Here is a 26,425-nt window from a genome sequence, read left to right as displayed (position 1 = left end):
GCATCCGGTGCGCAGAGGCATATAAATTTACTGCGGGGAACAAAAACATGAAAAACATCGTCGTCATCGGCGCGGGCAATATCGGTTCAGCCATTGCATGGATGCTGGCTGTCACCGGCGATTATCGCATCACGGTTGCCGATCGCTCGGCAGACCAGCTGACGAATGTGCCGGCGCATGAGCGTGTCGATACTGAAATCGTCGACATTGGTGACCGTCCGGCGCTGGAAGCGCTTTTGAAAGGCAAGTTCGCCGTGCTTTCCGCTGCCCCCTTCCACCTGACGGCGGGCATTGCGGAGGCGGCGGTTGCCGTCGGCACGCATTATCTCGATCTGACTGAAGACGTCGAATCCACCCGCAAGGTCAAGGCACTGGCGGAAACGGCTGAGACCGCGCTCATTCCACAATGCGGCCTCGCGCCCGGTTTCATCTCCATCGTCGCCGCAGATCTTGCCGCCCGGTTCGACAAGCTGGACAGCGTGCGCATGCGTGTCGGCGCGCTGCCGCAATATCCGTCCAATGCGCTCAACTACAACCTTACCTGGAGCACGGACGGGCTGATCAACGAGTATATCGAGCCCTGCGAAGCCATCGTCGAAGGCCGCCTCACCGCCGTTCCGGCGCTGGAAGAGCGCGAGGAGTTCTCGCTTGACGGCGTGACCTATGAGGCCTTCAACACCTCGGGCGGCCTCGGCACGCTATGTGCGACGCTGGAAGGCAAGGTGCGGACGATGAATTACCGCACCATCCGTTATCCCGGCCATGTCGCGATCATGAAGGCGCTTTTGAACGACCTCAACCTGCGCAACCGCCGCGATGTGCTGAAGGACCTGTTCGAAAACGCCCTTCCCGGCACCATGCAGGACGTGGTCATTGTCTTCGTTACCGTCTGCGGCACCCGCAACGGCCGTTTCCTACAGGAAACCTATGCCAACAAGGTCTATGCCGGCCCCGTTTCCGGCCGGATGATGAGCGCAATCCAGATCACCACCGCAGCCGGCATCTGCACGGTTCTCGATCTGCTTGCGGAAGGCGCCCTGCCGCAGAAGGGGTTTGTCCGGCAGGAAGAAGTCGCCCTGCCGAAATTCCTGGAAAACCGGTTTGGAAGATATTACGGCGCGCATGAGCCGCTGGCCCGGGTTGGGTGAGTTAAGGGGAGCAATCGGCCCCGACACCGTCATCCTCGGGCTCGTCCCGAGGATCTGCTAACGTCTCACGAAATCGATAGGTCGCAGATGCTCGGGACAGGCCCGAGCATGACGGCGAGCGGCGGAATGCCGCACCCAAATCACGTCCCGCAAAAGGTCCGAAACACCTTCTCATCGCTCATCGGCGGCTGCATGTAGACGAAATTGTCCGGCCGTTCCTCAAATGGCGTGGCGATCGCCGCCAGCATGGCGTGGAACGGTTCGAAATCGCCGTCCTCCACCGCCGCCTCGATCAGTTCCTCGATGCGGTGGTTGCGGGGAATGATGGCCGGGTTGACGGCGAGCATCGCCCGCGACCTCTCGGAGGCAGAAACTTCTTCCCGCCCGGCCCGCTCGCGCCAGCGCGCCAGCCATTCATCCGCCGCCGCGATATCGATGAACATGCCGCGAAACGGCTCGGCATCGCCCTCTACCGCGTGGGAAAGACGCCGGAAGGTCAGCGTATAATCGGCTTCCGATGCCTGCATCAGCGAAAGAAGCGCCTGCACCAGCTCGATATCGCCCTCTTCTTCGCCCGTCAGCCCAAGCTTTTCGCGCATGCCGGCAAGCCAGCGCTTGGGAAAGGCGGCCGCGAAATCAGCGAGCACGGCGTTTGCGAGTTCGGCTGCTTTCTCCACTTGAGGGTCAAGCAGCGGCAACAGGCATTCCGCCAGCCTTGCAATGTTCCATTGGGCGATGCCCGGCTGGTTGTTGAAGGCGTAGCGCCCCTGTGCGTCGATGGAGGAGAACACCTTGTTCGAATTGTATTCGTCAAGGAAGGCGCAGGGACCGAAGTCTATCGTCTCGCCGGAGATCGCCATATTGTCGGTATTCATCACGCCGTGGATGAAGCCAACCATCATCCAGCGGGCGATGAGTTCGCACTGCCTCTGGGCGATGCCCTGCAACAGGGCAAGATAGGGATTATCCGCGCTTTTCGCTTCGGGATAGTGCCGGTCGATCACATAATCCGCGAGATTTCTGATCCCCTCTTCATCCTCGCGCGCGGCGAAGAACTGGAAGGTGCCGACCCTGATATGGCTTGCCGCAACACGGGTGAAAACCCCGCCCGGCAGACCCACCTCGCGCTGCACCCTGTCCCCGGACAGGACGGCGGCGAGAGCCCTTGTCGCGGGAATGCCGAGCGTGAACATTGCCTCGGAGACGACATATTCGCGTAGCACCGGGCCGAGTGCTGCGCGCCCGTCGCCCCTTCGCGAAAACGGCGTCGGGCCGGAGCCCTTCAACTGGATATCGCGGCGTTTTCCGTTTTTGTCGATGACTTCACCGAGAAGAATGGCGCGGCCATCGCCGAGCTGCGGCACGAAACCGCCGAACTGGTGGCCGGCATAGGCCATGGCCAGCGGCTCGGCCCCTTGCGGCACCACATTGCCGGAAAAGATCGCCGCCAGCCTTTCGTCGTCGAGGCCTGAGACGTCGAGAAGAAGCTCGTCTGCCAGCGCGCGGTTGAAGGCGATGAGGCGTGGCGCCTTCACCGGCGTCGGCAATACGGCGGCGCTGAACCTTTCCGGCAGGCGGGCATAGGAATTGTCGAATGTGATCACGGGTAAACTCCCTGCTTTTGCCTGATATGGCGCTTTTTCCGCCCGGTTGCGAGGGGTGAAAAGCCACAATTACGGGAAGCCGCAGCGAAGTTTGGAAAAATCAATTTGAACTACAGGTATATTTGAACATACAAACATCCAATGAATGAGCCGCAGTACAAGCAGGATAAATTCGTGCCAGAGTTCCCCTATGACGACAGTGAAATGGGCGAGGCCATCCGCCGATTCGACTGGGCGTCGACAAGCACGGGGCCGATAGAAACATGGCCGGTATCGCTCAAAGCCACCGTGCAAATGATTCTCAAGCAAGGTCATGCGATCTGCCTGTTCTGGGGTCCTGACCTGAACATCATCTATAACGATGCCTACCGGCCGCTTCTGGGGCTGAAGGAACAGGATGCGCTCGGCAAGCCGTTTCACATTCTCTGGTCCGATGTCTGGGACGATGTCAAACCGTTCGTGGACGCAGCCCTTTCAGACAGGGGCACATTTGCCGAGGACCTGCACCTCGTCATGGAGCGCAACGGCTATCCCGAGGACACCTATTGGACCTTTTCCTACAGCCCGCTTTATGACGATGCAGGCAAGGTGGCTGGACTGATCAACATCACGGTGGATACCACGAACAGCGTCCAGAGCCGCAGCCGGGAAGAGGTTCTGCGGCGCGAACTCGTCCACCGGGTCAAGAATACGATGGCGATCACTACGGCGGTCGTCAGCGCCACCCTGCGCCACTCGCAGACGCTTGAGGATGCGCGCGACACCATCAAAAGGCGTATCGCAGCACTCGGCAACGCCCAAAACCTCATTCACGCTTCGGGAAAGGGGGCCAGCATCTCCGCGCTTGTTCGCGATTCCGTTTATCCGCATCTCGACGACAAGGCGCGCGTAACGATTTCCGGACCGGACATGGAAATCGCGCCGCAACAGGCGCTGGGCCTGTCTCTGGCCATTTATGAACTGGCCACCAATGCGCTGAAATATGGCGCACTTTCCAACGAGAGCGGCAAAATCGAAATCGTGTGGACGCTGGACGAGGATGACCACTTCGAACTGCGCTGGCGCGAGACGGACGGACCTGCGGTCAGGACGCCGACGCGTACGGGTTTCGGCTCGCGGCTGACCAACCAGATCGTTGCGGCTTACTTCTCCGGAGAAGGCCGCACCTTCTATCATCCAGACGGGCTGCTGTTCGAGCTGGATGGCAAATATGAGGCTGGCGACGGCGAAACCTCTGGCGGTTGAACTTTCTTTCGTCCCATTCGTTGCGTTTCCTGAACCAAAGTAGCCGCAACGAAAGGAACGGGAATGACCGTCGTTGAAGCCGTAGCCGCCGAGCCGGAAAGCGCAATCCGCATCCTGCACACCGATCTGCCTGTTAACGCCACTTTCCATGTGTGGCTCAAGGCGAAAAAACCGGCGGAGCCCGGCGCCGTCTCCTTTTCCAATGCGAATGGAAAATTCGCTGAGGTTTCAAGCCTCAACACGGAAGAGTTCGGATTTAGAATCTATCAGGTGTTCGGCGGCGGCCATGTGGAACTGAGCTACGACACGGTTACCACAGCCGTTTCCGTCATCTACTGGTTCACCGCCGCCGACGTGTTGGAAACCGGCATAACCGTCGTCCATACCAAGCCGGACAATGCCGCACCGGAATTGCCTGACAGCTACCACTTCCGCCCGCCCTTCGGCTGGATGAACGATCCGAACGGCTTTGGCCGGTTCGAAGGCCGGCCGCATCTGTTCTACCAGCATTATTCACACGGGCTGCGCTGGAACACCATGCATTGGGGCCACGCGGTTTCCTCCGATTACCTGCGCTGGCGGCATCTGCCGATCTTCCTCTTCCCTTCCGAGGACCTGACGACGCGGCCGGACAAGCGCGGCGGCGCTTATTCCGGCTCGACCATTCCGCTGGTCGAAGGTTCGGGCATCCGCGTGTTCTTCACCGAGCAGGTGCAGGATCGCATTCCCGAACAGCAGATCCAGCTCACCGCCACTTCTTCCGATCTCATCATGGCCGGACAGGCCGAAGTCATTCTCGGCCATCGTCCGGACGGACAGGGGCTGACGCCGGATTTCCGCGATCCTTACGTCTTTCGCGGCCCGGATGGACTTTGGAAAATGCTGCTCGGAAGTCAGAGCGACGGTGGCGGCGTCATCCTGCTTTACGAGACGCTGGACCCGACAGCGGCGTCAGGCTGGACCTATGTGGGCAAGCTTTGGGTGGAAACGCGCTACAAGACCACGGCCATTGAATGCCCCTGCCTTCTGCCCCTCGACGGCCCGGCCAATGCCCGCTCCACGCGCTGGGTTCTGGTCTATGGGCTGATGCATTCCGAAGACCCTGAAACCGGCCGCAAGAACCTGACCATGGCCGATGTCGGCTGGTTCGACGGCAAGATTTTCACCAAAGAATTCGGGCAGGAGCTGGATTTCGGCACCGACAATTACGCCTTCCAGGCGTTTCTGGATGGCGACAGCATCATCGGCATCGGCTGGCTGGCCAATTGGGCGGATGCCAATCCGGAGATCGATTTCCCGACATCCATGACGCTGCCGCGCCGGATCCACTATTCGAACGGCGAGCTACTGACCCCGCCCATCGGTGCGGCGGAAAGCCTGCGAAGCCATATTGTCGATCGCACGCGGCTGGCGGCCGGGGAGCGCGTCACCTTCATCAACGGTGCGGTGGAGATGCTGATCGAGCTTGCCTCGCCCGGCGCACCGTTCGAGCTGGTGCTCGATCATCCCGTGGTCACACTGGGCCTTATCGCCGATGAAACCGGTCTGTGGATTCGCCACGAGGACGGGCGCGATGGCCCCTCGCCGCATTATATCGCCAGAGGAGCAAGGGCCTCGCACATCCGCGTCTTTCTGGACTACGGATCCATCGAGGTGTTCGCCAACCGGGGCCGGTATGTGGGCACAAAACGCATAGAGGGTTTCGAACCCGTGCGTTCGGCACTTCTCAAGGCAGCGCCGGGGGCTGTAGTGCATGCCACCAGCTGGGCGCTGCGTCCGTGAGGAACCTTTTGGCGGATCTGCTGTTGATAAGCAGCAACCGCTCAAAGGAGAAACGGCATGACAAAAATCAGCGATTCCCGCGATCCCATCCTGTTTCCGACAGAAGCCAACGAAAACAAGGCCGAGAAAAAACGCGCGGGCAAGGGTGTCGTCATCATTATCGGCGCAGTCGCGATCATGGCTTTCGTGGTTTATCTGGCGGCGATCACCATCGCCACCACGCAATCTTAACCGCGCATATGCCGCGGAGGCGTCAGCGCTGTGCGCTTCGCAAGCCGCGGGTTGTCAGGATCGCCAGCAGCGAGACGATGACACCCAGCCCATAGAGATAGACCATCGGCATCGTTACATCCGCACGATCGATCTGCAGAACGAGATCGCTCGCGGCAGCGACGGTGCCGCTTGCACCCGCACCGGCCGCGGCACCCAGCGTCGCGACCGTAGGCAGCAGCGCGCCGGTCATCTTGCGCTCCTCTTCCGGCGCGGCTTCCATGGCCGCCTGGCTGATGCCTGCCCAGGACATGCCGAAAGCCGAACCGATCAATATCTGTCCGATCAGCATTTCCGGCCAGTTCCCCGTCGCCAGCCCAAGCCCGAGCAGCGCACAGCCCGGCACCATCTGGTAGGGTCCGTAATGCAGGCAAAGCTCCCGCAGGCGGCCCGAACGCAGGCTGCCGATCAGCATTGCCACGAAGCTCCAGGCAAGCGGCATCGTCACGACAATAAAACCGGCGAAGGTCGGCTCATGGTGCCAGAGATTGATGGCGACATAAGCGAGATAGACGCTGCCGAGTGCATGGGCATAGGACATCAGGAACAGCACCCAGAAACCGCTGCCAAGTACCGTTTTCAACCGGAAGGAATCCCTCGGAAACAGGCCGGTGGAAGGCCGGATGCCCGCCTTCAGAGATGCCCACAACAGTGCCGCACCGACCAGCAGCGACATGATGCGCAGACCCGTATCCTCAAAGGCGGAGGGTGCGGAGAAAGCCAATGCGCCGACGAGGCAAAGGAGCAGCGGCACTAGCGGCTTGCGCGAGGTCGCGACCGACCGTTCCGCCGAGACCGCAATCGCCGTATAGGCCAGCAGCAGCACGATCAGCGGCGCAGACAGCAGGAATGTGGCGCGCCAGGAGATGTGCTCCGTGGCAAACCCGCCGGTGAGCGGCCCGACGAAGGACGCGACCGCCCAGATGGCCGCCTCGATGGCAAAGACCTTCGGCAGCAGAGCCGAGCGAAAGCCGGCAGGTATGAGGCTGTAACACACGGCTACGATCAGGCCATCGGCAAGTCCCTGCAACGCCCGGCCGATGACGACCCATAAAAAGCTGTCGGCGAGCGCCGACATGACGGAGCCGAAGGAAAAGATAAGGCAGCACAGGAATAGAACGCTGCGTGCGCCAAAACGCTCGCGAAACAGAACGGCAGTGACACCGCCTGCCACGGAACCGACGAAGTATAGGCTGTAGGCCCAGCTATAGAAGGCCGCGCCGCCAATCTCGCGCACCGCGACCGGCAGGGCCGTGACTACCGCAAACTGGTTGAAGGCATGCAGGCCGATACCGGAGGAAATGACGGTCAGAAGCGAGAGGTTCGCCCCACCAAGCAATTCAGACCAGCTATTTTTCTCCGTCATTTCCATACTCGTCAAAGCCGTATCCTTTCCATTTTTGCGATACGGCGGGCAAACTAGAACCTCAAGCGCCATTGAGGTCAAGGCGCCTTTTTCACCTATTCCGCTCGAGCGAACTTGCAGGCATCAGGAACCCTCTGCCTCCCCGGTCGTTTGCGCAATGACCAGACAGAAAGGATACCACCATGGACCGCAAGAAAATCACACCTCTCAACGAAGACGCCATGGACGAGGAACTGCTCGATCTCGATATCGACGCCCTTCCGGCGAAGGGAGAAATTCCGCAGTCCATCGAACATGAAATCGAGGAAGAAGAGGCCGAGAGCGAGGACGACCCCTATCAGGAAAGCGACGAGGCCCTTCCCGATGACGAGGAAGAGCGCGTGATCGACCGCAATCCCTCGCGCGAAGGCGGTGCGTTCGACGAGGTTTAGGGACTGGCGGCGGGGCGGGATGCGGCCGTCAGTGGGCCTTCGCAGGCTTGTGGGCGGCCTTTTCGACGCCTGCCGCTAGGTCATCGAGGATCGGGCAATCCGGCCGGTGGTCGCCGCCGCAGCAATGGGCAAGGTGGGACAGCGTCTTCACCATGCCCTTCATCTCGGCAATCTTCTGTTCGAGATCGGCGATATGGCCGAGCGCAATGTCCTTCACCGCCGAACTCTCGCGGCTCTTGTCCTGCCAGAGTTTCAGGAGCGTTTCGGTCTCCTCCAGCGAGAAGCCAAGCGTGCGCGCCCGCTTGATAAAGCGGAGATTATGCACGTCCTGCTCGCCATAGACCCGGTAGTTGTTGCCGGTGCGGGCGGCGGGCGTGATGAGGCCGATCTGCTCGTAATAACGGATCATCTTGGCGGAAACGCCGGATGCATCCGAAGCCTGTCCGATATTCATAATGCCACTTCCCTCGGGGCGACTTTCGCCCGTTTATGGCTACCATGTAAGGATTCCCATCATGGGAAGGTCAAGGGATAAGGACATTTTTTATCGCACACACAATCGTGAGTGCCTGGCAGGGCTCTGAATTCGATGGTTACGCCGCCACACGTCTGGCGAGATAAATCGTCGCCGCACCGCAATCGGGATCGTTGACGATGTGGTCGAGAAGTCGAAACCCGTGCGCGGCAAGCAGGCTTTCATATTCTTCGCGAGCGAGGCTGGCATGGTAAAGCGGTTTTCCCTGAAGGGTCCCAGTCGCTTCCCCGTGTCCCGGCCCGGCCGTGAACATCAGTGCGGCGCCGTCATTGGCGTGCTCCCGGAAAATACCGAACATGCGGCGCTGATCGTCGGCCTTCAGATGGAAAAAACTATGCCAGGCAATCAACCCGTCGAAGCGGCAACTCAACACGAGTTCACGCATATCGGCGACCACCCAGCGCTTTTCCGGAAATCTGGTGCGGCAGATTTCTATCAGGGGATATGACGTATCGATGCCGGTCACGTCATATCCGTTGCCGATGAAGTAGCCGGCGATCGGCTCGCCTGAACCGCAGCCGATATCGAGGATGGATCCGCCCTGCGGCAAAAGCGACGTGAACCGATCCAGCCAGGGTTTTTCGGCGAGTGAACGACCGCGCAGCCTGTCGAAATCGGCCCCATGGTCGGTGTAGAGCTTGATCACATCGTTGGAGGCATCCGCCATGTCCGCTTTTCCTTGGGGCTGGCCAGCCGTGTAATCATCTGTGCACCGCCAGCCGGGCAATATCGCGCAGGAAGGCGTCGCGCACTGCGGGGCCGAGCGGTTCACTCGAGGGCTTGTCGGCAACGCGAAGCCTTGCGAAGACGATGTGCTGGCCTTCGCGCTCCGCCCAGCCAACGAACCAGCCGAAGGGGCGGCTTCGGTCGGGGTTGCCTTTTTCGTCGCGCATGAAGCCCGTGCCGGTCTTGCCGTGCACGCTCCAGCTCTCCGGCGCATCGAACACCGGCACGATCGCCCGCGTCTTTGCCTGCGCGTCGCGCGAAACCGGCAGATTTCCGGCCAGAAGGCGGCGGATGAAGCCCACCTGCTCGACCGGGGAAACGGTCAGGGAAGCGCCGAGCCAGGAATGGGTGAGACCGTTATTCTTGCCGGGTTCACCGGATACATCGGCATTGCCGTAACCCAGACGTTTGACATAGGCGGCGAATTTTTCCGGGCCGAGGCGGCGGGTGAGTTCGCGCGAATACCACAGCACCGAATCCTGCTCCCATATGGTCGGATCAACCGTCTTGCGGTCCTGCGCGCGGGCCTCCGTCCCGGGTTTCCAGTCCCATGCGGGGGTCTTGTCATCCAGCAGGATGCCGGCGTCATAACCAATCAGCGCCAAGGGCACCTTGAAGGTGGAGGCCGGCGCCACGCGCTGATCGCAGGCGCCCTGCTGGTTGATGACAGCGCCGGTCTCGATGGAGGTGACCAGCGTGCATTCAAAAGCCTGCGATTGCTGTGCGGAGGCGGAAAGCGGCAGAATACCCTGAAGGGCAATGCACGAAAGAACGATGGCGGGCAGCCGATAGCGCATGCGTTTTGATGTCCCTCGTCCGCATTCTGCGGATCATATGCCGGAATGGATGAACGGCGGCCCTTGTTTCAGGCATGCCGTTCTTCCGAAACATGCCTTAAGAAAACGATGGGGCAGGAATAGGACCAACACGAAAATTGGCGACTTCCGTCAGCTATTCTCTTTTTCGCCCGCCGTCTCACCCACGGTGAGCGGCCAGTCCACCACATAATCCTCGAAATCGTCAACCTCCACGTCCAGCTCGTTGACGGTGCGGCCGCGCGCGGAAATGCCGGCCTGATGCACCGTGTTCACGTCGCCGGAGACGAGATAGTGCCACCAGTACAGGTCCTTGCCATCGCGTACCAGCGCGTAGGCGCAGGTGGGCGGCAGCCAGCCGATTTCGTGCACCTTTTTCAAATCCAGCTGGATACAGTCCGGCACGGTGGCGCGGCGGTTCTCATAGTCGGAACACCGACAGCTTTCACCGTCAAGCAGCTGACAGCGGACCGACGTGAACACCACTTCGCCGGTGTCCCAATCTTCCAGCTTGTTCAGACAGCACAGGCCGCAGCCGTCGCACAGGCTTTCCCATTCCTGGCCACTCATCTCTTCCAGTGATTTGGTTTTCCAGAACGGCGCGTCATTCATCGTTAACATTTCCGTTCCATTTTGATCTCTTGGAGGGCAAGGTTTAACCGATCGCTAATCCTTAATATCGTATCGCCAAGGGCTGGTTTGTACGATATTTTAGCATTTTGGCGAGTGGCAAAGGGTCATTGACCCGCGAGAGGCCGCCGCGTCAAGCAATTCCAGCAGAACCATGTCATGGTTTTGCGTCCGGAATTGGATGAAGCACAGAAACATCGACAATCCGCGTTGCGTTGAACAGGAAAACATCGCCAGGTGCAGGAAGAAAAAGACGATAAAAACAGTCGCAAAAAGCGGCACATCCTGCTGAGAATCGATAGCTTTATCGACTCCGGCCTGTGGACGGCTGCGGCAAGGCTGGTGGATTTCTGGGAAGACGTCACCATTGCCTCGCGCAAACTGCATGTGCGCGGCTGGAAGAAGCTTCTCGTCAACCTGACCTGCGACGCGCTGACCTTCGGAACGGCCGGCTGTGTCGTGCTTCTGGCGCTTGCCATGCCCGCCTTTGAGGAAACCAAGAAGGACTGGCGCTATCGCGGCGATTTTGCCGTGACCTTCCTTGACCGTTACGGCAACACCATCGGCCATCGCGGCATCATCCATGAGGATTCCGTCCCGATCGACCAGATGCCGGATCATTTCATCAAGGCGGTTCTGGCCACCGAAGACAGGCGTTTCTTCGACCATTTCGGCATCGATTTCATCGGCCTTGCCCGCGCCATGAGCGAGAATGCCCGCGCCGGCGGCGTGGTGCAGGGCGGCTCGACGCTGACGCAGCAGCTTGCCAAGAACCTGTTCCTTACCAATGAGCGCTCGCTGGAGCGCAAGATCAAGGAAGCCTTCCTCGCGCTGTGGCTCGAGGCCAACATGTCGAAGAAGGAAATCCTCAGCCTCTATCTTGACCGCGCCTATATGGGCGGCGGCACGTTCGGGGCGGCAGCGGCGGCGCAATTTTACTTCGGCAAGAATCTGACCGATGTCACGCTTGCCGAATCCGCCATTCTCGCCGGCCTGTTCAAGGCGCCGGCCAAATACGCACCGCATGTCAACCTGCCCGCCGCGCGTGCGCGCGCCAACACCGTGCTTTCCAACCTGGTGCAGAGCGGGCTGATGACCGAGGGTCAGGTGATCGGCGCGCGGCGCAATCCAGCCACCGTCATCGACCGCGCCGATGTGAAAGCCCCGGATTATTTCCTCGACTGGGCGTTTGACGAGGTACAGCGGCTGGCGGCGCAGGGCAGGTTCAAGGACCATACCGTCGTCGTGCGCACCACCATCGATACCGGGCTGCAACAGGCAGCCGAGCAGGCGATGGAAATGGAGCTGCGCGAGTATGGCGAGGGCTACCGCGTCAAGCAGGGCGCGATGGTGATGATCGAAAACGGCGGTGCGCTGCGCGCCATGGTCGGCGGGCGTGACTACGGCGAAAGCCAGTTCAACCGCGCGACGGCGGCGCTGCGCCAGCCGGGATCCTCCTTCAAGGTCTATACCTACTCGGCCGCCATGGAAAAGGGCATGAAGCCGGAGACGCTGATTTCCGACGCGCCTGTGACCTGGCGCGGCTGGTCGCCGCAGAATTATGGCCGCTCCTACGCGGGCAAGGTGACGTTGCAGGTGGCGCTTGCCAAATCGTACAACACCGTGCCGGTCAGGCTCGCCAAGGACGTGCTCGGCACGCAGGTGATCGTCGACACCGCCAAGGCGATGGGCGTCGCTACGCCGTTGCGCAGCGACAAGACCATTCCGCTCGGCACATCGGAACTGACGGTTCTCGATCAGGCGACGGCCTATGCCGTGTTCCCGGCCGATGGCATGCAATCGCGCCGCCACGGCATCGAGCAGGTGCTGGATTACGAGGGCAAGGTTCTCTACGATTTCGGCCGTGACGAAGAGCCTGCCAAGCGGGTGCTTTCCGAAGAGGCCAATTCGAAGATGAACCAGATGCTGGTCACCATTCCCGTGATGGGAACGGCCCGGCGCGGCGCGCTCGAAAACGGCATCGTTTCCGGCGGCAAGACCGGCACGTCGCAGGCTTACCGTGACGCCTGGTATGTGGGCTTCACCGGCAACTACACCACGGCGGTCTGGTTCGGAAACGACGATTTCACGCCGATGAACAACATGACCGGCGGCGCGCTTCCCGCCATGACCTTCAAGCGGCTTATGGACTACGCCCATCAAGGCATGGAGCTGCGCCCCATTCCCGGCATCCAGAACCCGCTGCCGACAGGCGCGCGCCCGCAGCCTTCGGCCCAGGTCGCTGCCGCATCCGCCACCGCTGCACCCGCCATGCCGGCACTTACCCGCCCACGCTCGCTCTCGGCCGAAGCAACCCGCGTCATCCGTTCCATCGCCAAGAAGATGAAGGAAGCCGCGCCTTTGACTGTCACGACGCAGAAGGTTGCGGATGCGTCGTTGCGGGATGGCCCGGGGGATGCGGCCCGGCGGTGACGGGTTGGCAACCTTGGCTCATAATGCTGAAGGCGTTTTTCCCTCCAGATTGCTGCCTGCACTCGGCTTTAGAAAAATCCACATTTGGTGCTTGACCTCAATCGTGGTCGAGGTTGCACAGTCCGGTTGCAAGAAAGCGAATGCCCGAAAGGCGCAGCGCTAAGGCAATTGAGGACAGGAAATGGTGAAAGTAAAAGCATTGTTCGAGACGCATTTGACGGTTTCGAACCTGGAACGCTCGGTTGAGTTTTATCGTAATGTTGTCGGTCTGGAGCTGGCACAACGATTCCCTGAACGGAATGTGGCGTTCTTCTGGACCGGCGAACGTGGGCATTCGATGCTTGGCCTATGGTCCATCCATTCCGCACCCATCAATATGAGACTGCACATCGCCTTCAGCGTCGATTTTGATCAGCTTCTCGCCGCACCGGACTATCTACGCCGGAACGGCGTAACTCCGCTCGGTTTTGACGGCGAAAAGGAGATCGACGAGCCCGTCGTCTTTCCATGGATGCCGGCAGCCAGCGTCTATTTCAAGGATCCCGACGGCCACTCGCTGGAATATATCGCGTTTCTTGGCGGCGAAGCAAAACCGCAGATTCCGCGCGTGTTGAACTGGAGCGAATGGCAGACTATTTGATCTGCCTCAGGAAAGAAGCGCCGCCCGTGCTGCTTCCACCACATGGGCGGTGAGCGTGCCGAGGCGTTCAGCGGCAAGACGGTTCACCTGCCAGTAGAGCGGGATATCGAGCGGCGTACCGGGAACGACATCCACCAGCCGCCCCGCCTGAAGGTGCTCTCCCACCAGCTGCACCGGGTTGAGGCCCCAGCCCATGCCGGCAAGACTTGCCTTCACGAAACCGTCGGTCGAGGGCAGCCAGTGGGTGGGATAGGATATATCCTCACCCAGCGCTTTTTTGATCCAGCTGGCCTGCAGCCTGTCCTTCTGGTTGAAGGTAAGCCCCGGCGCGCGGGCAAGCGTGGCGGGCGTGACGCCATCGGAGAAATGGCGCGCCATGAAAGCCGGGCTGGCGGTGGCGTGATATCTGAGCACGCCGAGAGCCAAGACCCGGCAGCCCTGCACAGGCTTGGCATGGGCGGTGACGGCGGCGAGCACCCTGCCCCCGCGCAGCCATTCCACCGTATGGTCCTGATCGTCCACCGCGATGTTGACGAGATAGTCGCTGCCACCGGTGAATTTCGAAACCGCGTCGAGAAACCATGTGCCGAGACTATCGGCATTGGTGGCAATGTTGAGCGTGACACGCTCCGCCGCCGCGCCCGCTTCCGAAAGAACCGGAAGCTGCCGAAACAGTTCGGTTTCCAGCATGCCGACATGGTCCATGTGCCGGCAGAGCCATTCGCCCTTTTCCGTCGCCACGCAAGGATTACCGCGCACGATCAGCACCACGCCGAGGCGCTCCTCCAGCTGCTTGATGCGCTGGGAAACGGCCGAGGGCGTGACACACAGCACCTGTGCCGCCTTCTCAAAGCTGCCGGTCTGGGCCACGAGCGCCACGGCGCGCATGGAAGGATAGTCCAGCATCAAAGGCCTCCTTGTAAAGGTTGATATGGGCGTGGGCGGGAAGCGGCCGGGCAGTAGCAGTAGCAGTAGTACTCTCCTCTTCCCTCATTCCTGTGCTTGTCACAGGAATCCAGCCAGACCAAGTCCTTGGGCTGAAACGACTCTTCCGCCGCGCAGACGCACGTCGACTGGATTCCCGCGACGAGCACAGGAGTGAGGGTCAGGCGAGGTGCCGGCACATGAAACCGCCCTGTCGCATCGTTTTTGCCCGTCATTAGTTTTACTTACTTGAACTGAGTTTGTTTAATTTGATTAAACCATGTGAGGGAAATATCAAAGCACTCGGTCTGGAAGCGGTGGCATCATCCATCCGCACAGGGAGAGACAAAAAGGCAGCAGCCAGCACATGGACATTCAGATCTTCTTCACCGGCCTGACGATGGGTCTCAGCCTCATCGTTGCCATCGGCGCGCAGAATGCTTTCGTTCTGAAGCAGGGGCTGGCGCGCTCCCATGTCTTTGCCGTCTGCGCCACCTGCGCGATTTCCGATGCGCTGCTGATCACCGTCGGCGTCTTCGGTTTTCAGCGGATAAGCGCCGTCATGCCGGCGCTCGATCCCATCATGCGGTATGCCGGTGCGGCGTTTCTCATCTGGTATGGCGCGAAAAGCCTGCATTCGGCCCTGCGTTCGTCGGAGGTGCTTTCGGTGGCGGAAAGGCAGGAGGCGAGCCTGTGGCAAACGCTTGCCATTTGCCTGGCGCTGACCTTTCTCAACCCGCATGTCTATCTCGATACCGTCGTGTTGCTCGGCACCATCTCCACGCAATTTCCCGGCTTTGAAAAAACCTTCGCGGCGGGTGCCGCCACCGGCTCCCTGCTGTTCTTCTTTTCGCTGGGTTACGGCGCGCGCTGGCTGCGCCCGATCTTCGAAAAGCCGTCCGCCTGGCGCATCCTCGAAGGGGTTATCGCCATCACCATGTGGGCCATCGCCTTCAAGCTGGTCATGGGCGCTTAAAGCGGAGGGGTATCTCCCTCTCCAAGGTCCCAGTAAAGCCCGGCCATGATGGCAAGCGCCTCGCGGGCAATCTCTTTCGGCAGATGTTCGTTCGGCGCATGCTGCGAGCAGCCGGGATAAGAATGCGGCACCCAGATGGTGCGCAGTTTCAGTATATCGGCAAAGATATCGTTGGGCAGCGAGCCACCCAGATTGGGAAGAAGTGCCGGTTTCTTGCCCGTCGTGCGGGCCATGGAACTCAGCGTGAAGCCGACCCATGGGTCCTGCGGATCAAGCCGCGTGGCGTGGAAAATCTCGTCGCCGGCGGGTACGATCCGCACCATGCTGAACCCCTGCCGGTCGAGATGGCGGCGGATGGCGGGCAGCACCGTTTCCGGATCGATGCCGACAACGAAGCGCAATTGCAGCCGCGCCCATGCCCGTGGCGGAATGGCGTTGACGGGCGCGCGCGGATTGCCGGTCTCGAAGGCCAGCACCTCCAACGCGCACCAGCCGAACACACGCTCGGCGGTGGAAAGGCCGGGCTCGCCCCAGTCAGGATCGATTTTCGGACCATCCGGGCCGCCATCGATCTCGCAATCGGCAAGAGCGTCACGCACCGCCTGCGGCAGTTCTTCCGGCACCAGTTCGGGCACGCGGATCTGCCCGGATGGGCCAACGAGGCTTGCCATGGCATGCGCCAGCTGCACGCCGGGGTTGGACAGCGCCCCGCCCCAATTGCCGGAATGATGGCCGCCTTCCCGCGCCTCGATCACCAGATCGAAGGTAATGCCGCCGCGCGCACCGAGAAAAACGGTCGGCCGCTCCGCATTCAGGCGCGGGCCGTCGGAGGCGATCAGAAGATCGGCTTTCAGCCGCTCGCTATAGTCCCGGCAAACTTCCCTCAAGCCGGGAGAACCCCTCTCCTCGCCCATCTCGATCAGATATTTGGCGTTGAATCTAAGTCTTCCGCGCGTCTCCAGCACCGCTTTCAGCGCCGCCATGTTGACCGAATGCTGCCCCTTATTGTCGGCGGTGCCGCGCCCGTACCACCTGCCATTGCGCTCTGACATCACGAAAGGCGAAAGGCCTTCTGCCCAGCCGTCGTCAAGACCACGCACCACATCGCCGTGGCCATAACCCAGCACGGTCGGCAGGTTTTCACCCTCGAAACGTTCGGCGATCAGAAACGGCAAATCCGCCGCCGGGTCGCGCAAGATCGTGCAGGAAAACCCCATGGCGGTGAAAGCGGGCTGCATTTCCAGCTCCAGATAGAGCGCCAGCTCGGCACCGCGCGCCTCATCCTGGCTTTCGGTGCGCAGCGAAACGCGCCGCGCCAAGTCCTGCTCGAACCTGCCATCGTCGAAAAAGCGGGTGGCGTGGTCGATGGCGGCTTGTCGCGACATGGTGGAATCCCTCTTCTGGTCATTTCCATCAAGACTAAACAAGGCGTACCATTTTCCAAACAGGGAATCAGTGATAGTCCTCGACCTGTTCAAAAACGGGAAAACAGCGTGTTTCGAGTTCCATTCCTTGTCGGCATCGCCCTTCTGATCGCCTTTGGCGGCGGCATTGCCGCGACGCTGGCAGCACTTGAGGCGACATCCGGCTTCGGCTCGATCCGCATCGGCTCATGGGATGCCTTTCCGGAAGCGCAGACGATCGAGGCCGATCCCTACGCCAAGTCGCACCGCGCCGATGCCGGCAAGCTGCTTTATGGAACGGCCGAGGGGCTGGCCTTCACCGCCTCCGTCGACAACGAAGGCCAGCGCCTGACCGGCGAATGCCGTTACCAGCTGGCGGGCGCCGTGCCGCCCTCGCGGTTCTGGACGCTCTATACCGCAGACCAGCAGGGCAATGTTCTGGCGGAAGATGCCGGACGACCGTTTGCGCTCAATTCGCGCACGCTGTTGCGCAGCGCCGATGGCGGCATCGACATCACCATTGCACCCGATGCCCAGACCTATAACTGGCTGGCCGTGCCGCAGGGGCAGACATTCAAGCTGGTCATGACGCTGCTCGACACGCCGGTTGCCGGCAGTTCCGGCCTTATCGACATCGCCATGCCGCAAATCCGCAAACTGGGGTGTGGCAATGCTTAGGACCCTGCTCGCCATCCTCACCGGCCTTGTCGCCGCCGCCGTGCTGCATGTCGTCATTCTTCTGGCGATACCGCATTTCAGCAATCGCGACGCCTATACCAGGGCGGTGGCGGAAGGTAAGCCGCATCAGTTTCATCTTCTCGAAGAGACGACGGAGAAAAAGACGCTGGGAAGCGGCGATCCCTTCATGCGGGTTGCCGTCTGCACCTTCAATATCGAGGAAAAGCCCGTCAGGCTGACGGCCATCGGCGCGGTGCCCTTCTGGTCGGTCGCGGTTTACGACAAGGCGTCGAACGAGGTGTTCAGCATGAACGACCGCACGTCCGCAGGCGGGGTGATGGATATTCTGGTGGCGGATTCGGTGCAGATCGCGGCCATTCGCAAGGCGCAGCCGCCATCGCTCTCACAGGCCATTCTGGCGGAATCGGATCAGACGGAAGGATATGTGGTGTTGCGGACCATGGTGCCGCAGCCGAGCTTCGGGGAGGAAGCGGAACGGTTCCTGAACGAGGCGAAATGCCAGCCGACACCCTGGAAATAGCGCCGGTCAACCAAGCGTAATCAGGATTTGAAGGCGGTTTCCGGTGCGGGCTTGCGCTTGCGCGCATCCTTGCCAGCCGGTTCCGTATCGCGTTTTTCATAACGCACGCCGGTAAACAGCACGACCTTTGCCGGGCCCATAACCTTGCCGGACATTCCGGCCGGGCGCAGGCTTCGTCGGGCTTCGGCGATTGGAATAATAACTGCCATGCTCGTCTCCTCTTCGGGAGTCAATGTTGCCCATGGGAACCGCGCAAGCCTCGTCTTGCGTCGGGAATTTCATCACCATCACATTGCGCATAATCCAGCCCACAGACTGGTTTTCGCACGACCCAAAAATCGATGGCGATTTTGCAAGGTGTCATGCGCATATCAAGGCTTCGGCATGCCATTTTCGAAATTATTCTATCAATCAGAATAACATGGAATCCTAATACTGCCCATGAAATTAGAAACAGACAGAGGTTAATGATCCGTTAACCCTAATCGCCGGGCGCCAACTTATCCTTCATAAAGCTGCACCCGTTGAAAACAAAGGCGAGACGGCAAGGTTCCATGACGTTTTGTCCGTCACGAAGGTTTTAAAATTTCCTTGTTGATAAACGCACAATAACGCTTGCCACCCCCCATAGTTAACAGGGTGTCAACGGATTTGCTCTAATTTGAACCGATATTGTGTTTGCGTTTTTGTTGGGTAGTGCGTTGACCGACCGGTTTCGAGAACTTGAGAGGCCAAGAGCCGTGAGGAAGAAAGATGTGGTGCTAATGGCCACTGTCACGAATTTTGAGACTGTTCCCCATCCGTCAAAAACGGACCTTCGGCAGTTTGCCGAGCTTTTCATGCCGCTTTTCAACGCTTCCACCGAAGAGGCCAAGCGGGAAGCCATTGCAGCGCTTTCCCAGCATCCAAACGTGCCTTCGGCGGTTGCCTTCTTCATCGCCTGCCAGCCGATTTCCATTGCCGCCCCCTTCCTGATTTCGTCGAAGTGCCTCGATGACGACACGCTGATCACCATTGCCCGCACGCAAGGGGCCGCCCATGCCCGCGCCATCGTGCGGCGCGAGGACCTTTCACCGACCGTCATCGACGCGCTTGTCAGCCTGCGGCACATGGAAGACCTGAAGCGACCCGATGACGCAACGCCTCCCGCCATGCCGGAGCCCGCCATTGCGCAGCCGGCAGACGTCGAGATCAAGTCCACCGCCGTGGAAGAGGAAATGCGCCAGCGCATCAAACGGATGGCGCATCAGCTCAGCCGCCCGGAAAGCGACGTTCTTGGCCTGCGCCGCCTGAGCGACGTGCAGGAAGCGCTGCTCGTGCGGTTCGCCCGCGAGCGTGACGCGCGGCAGTTTGCGGTGACGCTGGCGGATTCGCTGTCGTCCAGCTACTGGCTGTCGGAGCGCATCATGCTCGACATATCAGGCACGCAGCTCGCCACCACCCTGATCGGGCTCGGCATGGAATTTTCCGAAGCCGCCTTCATATTGCAATGCTTCTATCCGCATCTTGCCGCCGCAGAAGGCGACATGAGCCGCGCCGAGGCCCTGCTCGAGCGCCTCGAAATCATTGAATGCGAAGAGCGGGTGGAAAGCTGGCGGCGCGCCGACAGCTACACCCACGGCCGCGAACGACCGAACCACAGCGCACCTGTCATTCACAGAACGGGGACGTGAGGGTTAAGGCGGCCACCCCTTGCCCGGAGCAATTCCGGGCGCGAAGCTGCTGCAGGCTTTAAATCTTCGGCTGGTCCACCAGCGTCAGGAGAGTGCCGATCTCGTCCGTTTCGATCTCGACGACCCATAGATCGCTGTCGAAGCGCCGCTCCCTTTCGAGAAGAGCAGCACTTTCCTCCCCCTCCACACCCGCAAGGCGCGTCTCGAAACGGCGTTCGGCCCGGACTTCCTCGTCCTCGGCAAAACTCTGCGGCGCGGGTCCATAGAGGTTTTCGCGGCCATCACGAAGGCGCTGGCGGATGAAGATCGCACCGGCCTCTTCCGCACCCTTCTTTTCGACAGCGGCAAAGCCACCAGCGGAAAACACGCGGCGGATAAGGGCTGATACGAAGATTTCGGATTTGAGGCGCATTGGGGGTGCTTTCGATGGAGGCGGCAGGCCGCTGCCTGTCCGTGTTGTTATGCTCTCTTCTTTCCTCATTCCTGCTCTTGTCACAGGAATGAGGAGAGTTGAGACCTAGCTCCCTAAAGCGCCCCGATCGATTTCAGCTTCTTCAGCACGGCTTCGCTCGGTTCACCGGTCTCTGGCAGGCGGTAGTGTTTTTCGAAATGTCGGATGGCGTTGCGGGTCTGCTCGCCGGCCACACCGTCCACCTTCACATCGGCATAGGCGATATTGATCAGTCCCTGCTGGATCTTTGCAATCAGATCGCGGCTCACCGGCTTTGAAGCGGCGCTAGCGCTGTTCAAGGAGACCGGTTCGGCCTTGGGACGCGGTGCTTCAGCCTTGCGGATTGCGGCCGCGACCGGGTCGATCTCGACGCCGCCGCCGGTGTTGGCGTCGGAAGGCCGATCCTTCGGGATTGCGGCGACGGTTGCGCCGTCGATCTTGAGCGCCGCCAGCACCCGTGTCGTCGGTTCGCCGGTCTGTTCCATGCCAAGCGTTTCTTCGAAGAACATGATGGCGGCAGCCGTGCGCGGTCCCATCTTGCCGTCCGCCTCGCCTTCGTAAAGCCCGCGTTTTTTAAGTTCGGCCTGAATATCGGCAACGATCTGCTGCGGCTTCTGGTTTTCCGCCGCAACCGATGTCGCAGGCGTCGCCGTTGCGGCCGCCGGTTGCTGTGCCGTTTCGGTTTCGCTCGGGCGTTCTATGCGGAAGGTCGTGACATGACCCTGCGTGCCGAGCGGCTCTGCCGCGCGATAGCCGGCAATGCCGTTCGGGTTTGCCGCATCGCGGGTACGCAGGAAAGGAGACGGGTGAACGCCCGGCTGGTACCAGAGCGCGTTAGCGGCGACAAAACCGAAGACGACCACGAAGGCGCCTGAGCCGCCCACCAGTTTCGGACGGCGCAGGAGTTCGCGCCCGATGGCCGAAACCACCAAGGAAACAATCCCGGCGCCAATCTGGGCCGTTGTTTTCTTAGGCGATTTTCGCTTTCGCGGGGCCATCGTCACCATCCTTCTTCATAATCGCGGCCATTTCGCCGAGCCGTTTGATGCGCGGCGGAAACTCCACCATGCATTCGGTTTCAGCGTTTTCGCCACCTGCCATGCCGGAACCGTCGGCAGGCAACATGATCGTTACGACCGTCCCCGCGCCGGGCTGGCTGGTGATGGCGAAAGTGCCGCCATGCAGTGCCACCAGACCCTTGACCAGGGACAATCCCAGACCCGTGCCCTCATAGCGACGGGTATATTCATTCTGGACCTGCATGAAAGGCTGGCCCAGGAGTTCAATCTTGTCGGATGCGATGCCGATGCCGGTATCGCTGACCGTCAGTTTCAGCATCCTGCCTTCACGCGCCGCATCGATCGACACCACACCGCCGGCATCGGTGAACTTGATGGCGTTACCGGCCAGATTGATGAGAACCTGGCGGATGGCGCGCTGGTCGGCTGAGATTTCGCCGATACCGCGCTGGATGCGACTGGTCAATGTCAGACCTTTTTCCTTCGCCTGCAAGCCGAGCATGGCCTCGCAGGACGAGATGGTTTCGCCGATCGGGAAGCTTTCCATCATCAGCTCGTAACGGCCCGCTTCCAGCTTGCTCATATCCAGCATGGTGTTGACCACCGACAGGAGATGCGCGCCGGACTGGCGGATCAAGCCGACATATTCTCGCTGGCGGTCGTTTTCCAGCCGGCCGAAATATTCGCCCGCCAGAATGTCGGAAAAGCCGAGGACGGCGTTGAGCGGGGTGCGCAGCTCGTGGCTGACGGCTGCTAGGAACCGCGACTTGGCGTCGTTGGCCGATTCCGCCTCCGCCGCCTTGCGGGCGACATCACGACGCAGAAGCTCCATCTCGGTGACGTCGGAGAGCTGGGCGACGACGCGGCGCAGCCGGCCGGCCGCATTTCGGATCGCCGTCATTTCCATACGCGCGTGAATGAACTGCGCCTGCCGCGATTTCGCGCCGGTTTCGAACCGCAGTTCCACGCTGGACTTTTCCTCGCCCTGCCGCAGAAGGTCGAAAGCCTGCATCAGCTCGATGCGATCAGAAACATAGACATATTCGGCAAAGACATGGCCCTTGCAGGCCTGAAGATCGGCTGGAAAGGTTTCAAGGTCGCGGCCGGAGACACGCTCGACGAGGCCGTTTTCATTGATGGTGAGTACGAGGCCGGGCACCTGCGATGCCGCAACGAGGTCATCGTCGCCGGCTTGAGCGGACAGGGACGCTGCGCCACGGGCAGGACGCGAAAAGGCGATCAACAGGGCGGCTGCCGCCAGATAGAGCGCCAGTACCAGAGCGGCGCCGATGGGAAGCGCGATGGCGGGGCTGAAGACGAGGCTGAACAGGGCGGGAACGACCAGAAAGCCGACGGCGCTGAAGGCAAACAGGCGGCGCAGGCGCGCAACGGTGCCGGCGCGCCTTTCGGCGTCCTCCTCCATACGCGCAAGCCATCTGCCTGCGGCATGGTCGACCAATGCGACCGCTTTTTCTCTCATATTACGCAATACCAAACCTGAATCCCTGAGACGGATCTAACGGCTCCGACAATAGAAGCCCGCGGCTTAAGGAATGGATAAAAAGAACGGCGCCAAACAGCCGCGAAATGCGCCGCAGTCCCATTACGGAGCATTTCAACCAAGCTTTGCCAATCATGGTTAATGACGGGTAAGCGACGGATTTCGCTTTATTTTTGCCATCGCGTTAACCTTTGTGGCAGCACGGGCGACCACTTTTGCCCGGAACAGACGGCATCTGTCGCAATTATGCTTAACATGGACTGTTAAAATGCGACGGAATTGCTGGAGCCGGTCCCGATGCGAGGAGAATAGATACAATTTGAATTAAATTGCGCGGCTTTTTGCAATTGGCTGTTCGCCGGTCGCCTGTAGCTTCTCTCCAAGCCCGAAAAACGGGACAAAGGCCGATGACCCAAAACGGGCGGGGCTTCAAAACAAAGATCATCTGGCAGGGTAGTCTGACAATGTGGTTTCTGATCAAAGGAACATTCTGGTTTTCGCTGGTGCTGGTCGCGCTGTCCTATTTCGGCAGCAGCAACGATCCGACCAAGGAACCTTCGGCATTCGATATTCCCAGCGCCGTTTCGGCAGCCGGTGAGGCCTATCGTTATGTCAGCGCCATCTGCATCGAAAAACCCGACGTCTGCGTCAAGGGCGCCGAAACTTTTCACGCGCTCGGTGAACGGGCAAAGGAAGGCGCCAAGGTCGCCTATGAATTGCTCGACGCGCAGCTTGCTTCCGGTGATAAAACGGCACCCGCAGCCGAACTCGCCAGCGAGAGCGAAAAACTGGCCGCAGCACCGGCGATCAGCGTCGAATTCCCTGGGAATGCCGACATGCTGAAGACCGGCACCATCATTCCCCTGCCGCAGAAGCGCCCCACCCCCTGATATTTTGCGCCGCCGCTTGACGCCGCGCCGCCCCTTCTCTGCAGCCGGATATGTCCGCCTGCGTGACTGCCTGCCAAACTTGCCCACGGAAACCTGTTTTCCGTGGGCTTTTTCATGGTCCGCATGGTTCAAAACCGTCTGCACTTGCCCTATATCGTAGCAAAGCATGGCAATAACGAACGATACGGCGCGCAACATGGCCTCTCTCGATACGATCCTTGACGATTTTGCCTTCCTCGACGACTGGGAGGATCGCTATCGTTACGTCATCGAACTCGGCAAGGCGCTTCCCGACCTTGCGGAAGACAAGCGCACGCCTGAGAACAAGGTGCAGGGCTGCGCAAGCCAGGTCTGGCTCGTCAGCCACAGCGATGGTGCTGAAGATCCTCTCATGACCTTCGAGGGCGATTCCGATGCGCATATCGTGCGCGGCCTCGTCGCCATCGTTCTTGCCGTCTATTCCGGTAAAAAAGCTTCCGAAATCGCCGGTCTCGACGCCATTGAGGTGTTCGACAAGATCGGGCTGGTGGAACATTTGTCCTCGCAGCGCGCCAATGGCCTGCGTTCCATGGTCAAACGTATCCGCGAGGAAGCGAGACTTCTGACCGCCTGAGCCTTCATTCTGTTGCCATCGTTGGCGCCATCGGCGGGCGATAACCTTCGTCGCCCCAATGGTGGCTTGTCCTTCTGCTGCGTTGCGCTTGCGGCGCATAATGCCGGGCAAGCGATAGCAGAGCGGCCCGTAGCAGCAGTTTTGCCGAACGCGCCGGCCATTGCCGCTCGCGCTCCACGGCCTCCAGCCCCTTTTCGAAACAGCAGATATCGATGGCGACACCTGAAAGTTCAGGCCCCATAGCATCGGCCGCGCGGGAAAACCGCGCCCGGGCGGAAATCGCCGCATCGGTAAGATCGTGCCTGCCACCCGCCTCCCCCTTCGTGCGGCTTGCAATTTTCGGTTCCCACGTTGCCGTCACCTTCGGGTTCAATTGTGCGCGGTGAAAATCGGCGGCGAGGCGTTCGCCCGCCTGCAAGGCGTCACTCGGAAAAAATGCGGTGCCATCCTTTTCCTTCAGCCGTGAAAGGCCTGTCAGTGGCGAGCTATTGAGGTTGCGCCGGGCCGGCTGCCTGTCCTTGCCGACATCCAGAACCACCGTCTGCAAATCCCAGTGCTGTTCCTGAAAAATCTCGTCGCGATCCTTGGCTATAGCGCGCTTCAAATAGGAGGCGAGCGGCGGCGCGGCGGAGAGCGTGTTTTCGCGTCTCTCGATCAGCCCCGAAGAGAGGGCGAGCTGCACCGTGGCGGCCGGAAACCGCAACGCCGGACGCCCTGTCCTGCCTTTGCCGGCCTCCGGTCGCCGCAGTACCATATTGCCGCGATCCTCCGATATCTCAGCCGTGCCCGCAGCAATGCAGCGCAGGAGCCGCAACAGGATAGGATCGGGAGGCATGGCTGGAGCGCTTTTTGTCTCACTCATCCCGAACACCCTTTATCACGTTGAAAATGCTGCCGGAAAGCCGCTCGAGTGTGGCGACGAACTCGTCAAAGGCGGGTTCGTCGCGACGATCCTCAACCACCTGGCAGGCATGGCCGACTGTCGTTCTGTCCCTGCCGAAACAGGGTCCGATATCTGACATCGGAATACCGAGCTGCACATGGCACACATACATGGCGATCTGGCGGATATGGCATTCGGTGCGCCGCCTGTCCCGGCGCGCAGCCACACGATCGCCGGTCAATTGCACCATTTCCCCGGCCAGTTGCCGGACCAGCCGGCAAATCCGGGAAACCTCATCCCGCCCGGCAGCAGGCGGAAAACGGCGGAAATTGCTATCGGCAACCTGCACGCAGGGCCGAAAGGGGGCAGGCAAAGACGATATGTCCGGCGGCATATGCAACTCCTCTACGAATAGGAATTAATTCATACACCTGAGGATGGGCGCGGGGAAGCGCAAATTTGGCGGCGAAAAACATGCGATTGATTTCGCTTTGTTTTTGAATAAAGGTGACGCCCGGACAAGGATTTTTTTCCTCTGTCGAAATTGCGCGCGGCAATAAAAAAGCCGGTCGAAGGACCAGCTGGACACAACACTAAGTGCAGGATGTGTATGGAGCGGGCATGCGCGCCCTGCCACCATCCTGCTAAGGGAAAAGGTCACGGCGGCGAGTTAAGGGGCAAGGCCAGCAATATGCTGCCAAGGTCCCCTTTATCCGGCGCTTCGGGCCATCTTTCCCCGGACGGGGAGAAAATACAGCCGCGACACAATCCGTCTTAGAAAATCAACGGTTCGCCTTGCGGCGCTGACCGAGACCCATTTCCTTGGCGAGCCGCGAACGGGCTTCGGCATAGGCGGGAGCAACCATCGGATAATCGACCGGCAGATCCCATTTTTCGCGATATTCTTCCGGCGTCATGCTGTGATGCGTCGTCAGGTGGCGTTTGAGCGACTTGAACGAGCCACCACATTCCAAACAGACGATATGATCGTCCTGAACCGACTTGCGAACGGACACAGCAGGCTTCTGCTTTTCAACATTGACCGCCACCGATGCCGGTGCCGATGTTCCGCTGAGTGCCGTATGAACATCCGAAATAAGGCCGGGAAGCTCAGTTACCGGAACGACGTGGTTGCTAACATAGGCAGCCACAATATCCGCCGTCAGTTCGACCAGCAGATCCTGGGCGTTACCGTATGCAGTTTCCGTCATTTAAGTATCTCCTGTTATTTATCTCCAGACACGGATG

The 26,425-nt window shown here is 60.3% G+C and carries 28 protein-coding genes; 13 read left to right on the top strand and 15 right to left on the bottom strand.

The window, feature by feature from the left end; all coding sequences use genetic code 11:
* Window positions 1-47 precede the first annotated feature (47 nt).
* On the top strand, window positions 48-1,148 hold the full coding sequence (locus CRO62_RS22330; RefSeq protein WP_097101957.1) for a saccharopine dehydrogenase family protein: 1,101 nt from the start codon (window positions 48-50) through the stop codon (window positions 1,146-1,148).
* A 140-nt stretch (window positions 1,149-1,288) separates the two neighbouring features.
* On the opposite strand, the gene CRO62_RS22325 is transcribed toward CRO62_RS22330, so the two are convergent.
* Window positions 1,289-2,749 (bottom strand): protein adenylyltransferase SelO, encoded by a 1,461-nt coding sequence (locus CRO62_RS22325; protein WP_097103211.1) that lies wholly within the window; start codon window positions 2,747-2,749, stop codon window positions 1,289-1,291.
* A 144-nt stretch (window positions 2,750-2,893) separates the two neighbouring features.
* On the opposite strand from CRO62_RS22325, the gene CRO62_RS22320 reads away from it, so the two are divergent.
* From CRO62_RS22320 to CRO62_RS22310, 3 genes are all read left to right on the top strand, one after another.
* Window positions 2,894-3,997: an HWE histidine kinase domain-containing protein gene (locus CRO62_RS22320; RefSeq protein WP_097101955.1), complete on the top strand. Its 1,104-nt coding sequence runs from the start codon at window positions 2,894-2,896 to the stop codon at window positions 3,995-3,997.
* A gap of 63 nt (window positions 3,998-4,060) precedes the next feature.
* On the top strand, window positions 4,061-5,779 hold the full coding sequence (locus CRO62_RS22315; protein WP_097101952.1) for a glycoside hydrolase family 32 protein: 1,719 nt from the start codon (window positions 4,061-4,063) through the stop codon (window positions 5,777-5,779).
* A gap of 57 nt (window positions 5,780-5,836) precedes the next feature.
* On the top strand, window positions 5,837-6,010 hold the full coding sequence (locus CRO62_RS22310; protein WP_097101950.1) for a hypothetical protein: 174 nt from the start codon (window positions 5,837-5,839) through the stop codon (window positions 6,008-6,010).
* Window positions 6,011-6,032: 22 nt separating this feature from the next.
* Here CRO62_RS22310 and CRO62_RS22305 read toward each other — a convergent pair whose 3' ends face one another.
* Window positions 6,033-7,421 (bottom strand): MFS transporter, encoded by a 1,389-nt coding sequence (locus tag CRO62_RS22305; RefSeq protein ID WP_179784657.1) that lies wholly within the window; start codon window positions 7,419-7,421, stop codon window positions 6,033-6,035.
* 176 nt (window positions 7,422-7,597) lie between these two features.
* Between CRO62_RS22305 and CRO62_RS22300 the strand changes: the two genes are divergently transcribed.
* A complete protein-coding gene (locus tag CRO62_RS22300; protein WP_097101947.1) occupies window positions 7,598-7,846 on the top strand; it encodes a hypothetical protein in 249 nt (82 codons plus the stop codon).
* A 28-nt stretch (window positions 7,847-7,874) separates the two neighbouring features.
* On the opposite strand, the gene cueR is transcribed toward CRO62_RS22300, so the two are convergent.
* From cueR to CRO62_RS22280, 4 genes are all read right to left on the bottom strand, one after another.
* Complete coding sequence (gene cueR, locus CRO62_RS22295; RefSeq protein ID WP_003512071.1) at window positions 7,875-8,300, bottom strand: Cu(I)-responsive transcriptional regulator; 426 nt, start codon at window positions 8,298-8,300, stop codon at window positions 7,875-7,877.
* Between the two features lie 139 nt (window positions 8,301-8,439).
* The gene (locus CRO62_RS22290) at window positions 8,440-9,048 is read right to left on the bottom strand and encodes a class I SAM-dependent DNA methyltransferase (RefSeq protein ID WP_097101945.1); all 609 of its coding nucleotides are present in this window, start codon (window positions 9,046-9,048) and stop codon (window positions 8,440-8,442) included.
* Between the two features lie 34 nt (window positions 9,049-9,082).
* Window positions 9,083-9,904: a class D beta-lactamase gene (gene blaOXA, locus CRO62_RS22285; RefSeq protein WP_003512067.1), complete on the bottom strand. Its 822-nt coding sequence runs from the start codon at window positions 9,902-9,904 to the stop codon at window positions 9,083-9,085.
* A gap of 150 nt (window positions 9,905-10,054) precedes the next feature.
* A complete protein-coding gene (locus tag CRO62_RS22280; RefSeq protein ID WP_019564095.1) occupies window positions 10,055-10,534 on the bottom strand; it encodes a YcgN family cysteine cluster protein in 480 nt (159 codons plus the stop codon).
* Window positions 10,535-10,789: 255 nt separating this feature from the next.
* Here CRO62_RS22280 and CRO62_RS22275 point away from each other — a divergent pair, with 255 nt between their 5' ends.
* Window positions 10,790-12,985, top strand: a complete 2,196-nt coding sequence (locus tag CRO62_RS22275; protein WP_097101943.1) for a transglycosylase domain-containing protein — start codon at window positions 10,790-10,792, stop codon at window positions 12,983-12,985.
* Between the two features lie 181 nt (window positions 12,986-13,166).
* Window positions 13,167-13,625, top strand: a complete 459-nt coding sequence (locus CRO62_RS22270) for a VOC family protein (RefSeq protein WP_097101941.1) — start codon at window positions 13,167-13,169, stop codon at window positions 13,623-13,625.
* A gap of 6 nt (window positions 13,626-13,631) precedes the next feature.
* On the opposite strand, the gene CRO62_RS22265 is transcribed toward CRO62_RS22270, so the two are convergent.
* Window positions 13,632-14,531 carry a LysR family transcriptional regulator ArgP gene (locus CRO62_RS22265; protein ID WP_097101939.1) on the bottom strand — a complete coding sequence of 300 codons (900 nt, stop codon included), beginning with the start codon at window positions 14,529-14,531 and terminating at the stop codon, window positions 13,632-13,634.
* A 385-nt stretch (window positions 14,532-14,916) separates the two neighbouring features.
* On the opposite strand from CRO62_RS22265, the gene CRO62_RS22255 reads away from it, so the two are divergent.
* Window positions 14,917-15,525 (top strand): LysE/ArgO family amino acid transporter, encoded by a 609-nt coding sequence (locus CRO62_RS22255; protein ID WP_097101937.1) that lies wholly within the window; start codon window positions 14,917-14,919, stop codon window positions 15,523-15,525.
* Here CRO62_RS22255 and CRO62_RS22250 read toward each other — a convergent pair.
* Window positions 15,522-16,910, bottom strand: a complete 1,389-nt coding sequence (locus CRO62_RS22250; protein ID WP_097101935.1) for a M20 family metallopeptidase — start codon at window positions 16,908-16,910, stop codon at window positions 15,522-15,524. The genes CRO62_RS22255 and CRO62_RS22250 overlap by 4 nt on opposite strands.
* Window positions 16,911-17,018: 108 nt before the next feature.
* Here CRO62_RS22250 and CRO62_RS22245 point away from each other — a divergent pair, with 108 nt between their 5' ends.
* Both CRO62_RS22245 and CRO62_RS22240 read left to right on the top strand, forming a co-directional pair.
* Window positions 17,019-17,606, top strand: coding sequence for a DUF1214 domain-containing protein (locus CRO62_RS22245; RefSeq protein ID WP_097101933.1), 588 nt, complete (start codon window positions 17,019-17,021; stop codon window positions 17,604-17,606).
* Complete coding sequence (locus tag CRO62_RS22240) at window positions 17,599-18,147, top strand: DUF1254 domain-containing protein (protein ID WP_097101931.1); 549 nt, start codon at window positions 17,599-17,601, stop codon at window positions 18,145-18,147. The genes CRO62_RS22245 and CRO62_RS22240 overlap by 8 nt, the downstream gene beginning before the upstream one ends.
* A gap of 20 nt (window positions 18,148-18,167) precedes the next feature.
* Here CRO62_RS22240 and CRO62_RS22235 read toward each other — a convergent pair whose 3' ends face one another.
* Window positions 18,168-18,356: a hypothetical protein gene (locus CRO62_RS22235; protein ID WP_013635714.1), complete on the bottom strand. Its 189-nt coding sequence runs from the start codon at window positions 18,354-18,356 to the stop codon at window positions 18,168-18,170.
* A gap of 555 nt (window positions 18,357-18,911) precedes the next feature.
* On the opposite strand from CRO62_RS22235, the gene CRO62_RS22230 reads away from it, so the two are divergent.
* Window positions 18,912-19,820 (top strand): DUF2336 domain-containing protein, encoded by a 909-nt coding sequence (locus CRO62_RS22230; RefSeq protein WP_179784596.1) that lies wholly within the window; start codon window positions 18,912-18,914, stop codon window positions 19,818-19,820.
* Between the two features lie 58 nt (window positions 19,821-19,878).
* Here the strand turns inward: CRO62_RS22230 and CRO62_RS22225 are convergent, their stop codons facing one another.
* The 3 genes from CRO62_RS22225 to CRO62_RS22215 form a co-directional block, all read right to left on the bottom strand.
* Window positions 19,879-20,232, bottom strand: coding sequence for a DUF1491 family protein (locus CRO62_RS22225; protein ID WP_003512046.1), 354 nt, complete (start codon window positions 20,230-20,232; stop codon window positions 19,879-19,881).
* A gap of 113 nt (window positions 20,233-20,345) precedes the next feature.
* On the bottom strand, window positions 20,346-21,269 hold the full coding sequence (locus CRO62_RS22220) for a peptidoglycan-binding protein (RefSeq protein ID WP_179784595.1): 924 nt from the start codon (window positions 21,267-21,269) through the stop codon (window positions 20,346-20,348).
* A complete protein-coding gene (locus CRO62_RS22215; RefSeq protein ID WP_097101925.1) occupies window positions 21,241-22,770 on the bottom strand; it encodes a sensor histidine kinase in 1,530 nt (509 codons plus the stop codon). The genes CRO62_RS22220 and CRO62_RS22215 overlap by 29 nt, the downstream gene beginning before the upstream one ends.
* Window positions 22,771-23,255: 485 nt before the next feature.
* Between CRO62_RS22215 and CRO62_RS22210 the strand changes: the two genes are divergently transcribed.
* Together CRO62_RS22210 and CRO62_RS22205 are read left to right on the top strand one after the other, a co-directional pair.
* Window positions 23,256-23,681 (top strand): DUF5330 domain-containing protein, encoded by a 426-nt coding sequence (locus CRO62_RS22210; RefSeq protein ID WP_025592804.1) that lies wholly within the window; start codon window positions 23,256-23,258, stop codon window positions 23,679-23,681.
* A gap of 196 nt (window positions 23,682-23,877) precedes the next feature.
* Window positions 23,878-24,294: a SufE family protein gene (locus CRO62_RS22205; protein ID WP_025592801.1), complete on the top strand. Its 417-nt coding sequence runs from the start codon at window positions 23,878-23,880 to the stop codon at window positions 24,292-24,294.
* Window positions 24,295-24,298: 4 nt separating this feature from the next.
* On the opposite strand, the gene CRO62_RS22200 is transcribed toward CRO62_RS22205, so the two are convergent.
* From CRO62_RS22200 to ros, 3 genes are all read right to left on the bottom strand, one after another.
* Window positions 24,299-25,156 (bottom strand): DUF6456 domain-containing protein, encoded by an 858-nt coding sequence (locus CRO62_RS22200; protein ID WP_097101923.1) that lies wholly within the window; start codon window positions 25,154-25,156, stop codon window positions 24,299-24,301.
* Window positions 25,149-25,571, bottom strand: coding sequence for a helix-turn-helix domain-containing protein (locus CRO62_RS22195; RefSeq protein WP_097101921.1), 423 nt, complete (start codon window positions 25,569-25,571; stop codon window positions 25,149-25,151). Before CRO62_RS22195 ends, CRO62_RS22200 begins: the two co-directional genes overlap by 8 nt.
* 388 nt (window positions 25,572-25,959) lie before the next feature.
* Window positions 25,960-26,388: a MucR family transcriptional regulator Ros gene (ros, locus tag CRO62_RS22190; protein WP_003512037.1), complete on the bottom strand. Its 429-nt coding sequence runs from the start codon at window positions 26,386-26,388 to the stop codon at window positions 25,960-25,962.
* Window positions 26,389-26,425 lie beyond the last annotated feature (37 nt).

The sequence above is a fragment of the Rhizobium sp. AN6A genome, from assembly GCF_900215635.1.
GTDB lineage: Bacteria > Pseudomonadota > Alphaproteobacteria > Rhizobiales > Rhizobiaceae > Agrobacterium > Agrobacterium tumefaciens.
Note: the sequence above shows the minus strand (reverse complement) of the source record. Positions and strands in the feature narration are given on the sequence as shown.